Consider the following 1,290-nt stretch of genomic DNA (forward strand, 5'->3'; position numbering starts at 1 on the left):
GCTGGGCTTGTGGTGTGCAAGTAGTCGGTAACTATGCTTATGTGATTGATTATGATCCAGGACTACAAATTGATTCAGGACTACAAATTATAGACATCAGCAACCCAGCTGCACCCACACTGGTGGGCAATTATGATACATCTGGCTCTGCTAGGGGTGTGCAAGTGGTCGGTAACTATGCTTATGTAGCTGATGGTTATTTAGGACTACAAATCATAGACATTAGCAACCCCACTACCCCCACCCTCAAGGGCAATTATGATACATCTGAATCTGCTCATGGTGTGCAAGTAGTCGGTAACTATGCTTATGTGGCTGATCATTATTCAGGACTGCAAATCATAGACATCAGCAACCCAGCCGCACCCACCCTAGTGGGTAATTATGATACTTCTGGCTCTGCTTCTGGTGTGCAAGTGGTCGGTAACTATGCTTATGTTGCTGATGCTCACGGTGGTTTAAAGATTATTGGTGTCAGTGAATTTACTTCAGGAAAGCAAGCACCCACAAACATCACCCTATCCACCATTACAATTGCTGAGAACCAAGCCCTTGGTACAGTTGTTGGTAATTTCACCACCACAGCCCTAGATACAGGAGACACCTTTACCTATAGTTTAGTCACCGGAGACGGTGCAACGGATAATAGTTTATTCACTATTACCAATAATCAACTCAAAACCAACTTTGTATTTGACTTTGAAGCGAAAAACAGTTACAGCATTAGAGTTAGAACCACTGACCAAGGTGGGTTATTTTTTGAAAAACAATTAACCATTGGAGTAACTGACCTTAACGATAACGACAGTTTCACCACCACAGCCCAACAAGATATCATAGATGCTGACTATGGAGAAAACACCATCACCAGTACCTTTGCCAATTTACAACAAAATGACACCATCAAAGCTGGTAATGGCACAGATACCTTAATTATCAGCGGCGGAACAGATAATGATATTATCTACATAGATGCCAGTAACACCACTAATCAATTAGATATTCCTGGGACAACAGTATTCGGATTTGAACGCTTTGATTTAAGCAGCTTTACAGGTACTATCAGTTTTGATGGTACTACTGGTAATGATTGGATTAAAGCAGGTACAGGAGACGATATTTTAATCGCTGGAGACGGTAATGATTATCTGAACGGGGGAGTAGGTGCAGATTTATTAATCGGTGGTAAAGGAAATGACACTTATGTGGTAGATAATGTGGGTGATGTCATTGCTGAAGGTTTAAATGGTGGCATAGATACCGTTGAATCTTCTATCACTTGGATATTAA

Annotated in this window: 1 pseudogene; it reads left to right on the forward strand. The window is 41.3% G+C overall.

From position 1 onward, the window contains the following. Positions 1-1,290: pseudogene (locus tag ACIR131C_RS23000) on the forward strand (DUF4347 domain-containing protein); the annotation flags it as partial.

It is taken from the genome of Dolichospermum circinale AWQC131C, assembly GCF_000426905.1.
GTDB lineage: Bacteria > Cyanobacteriota > Cyanobacteriia > Cyanobacteriales > Nostocaceae > Dolichospermum > Dolichospermum circinale.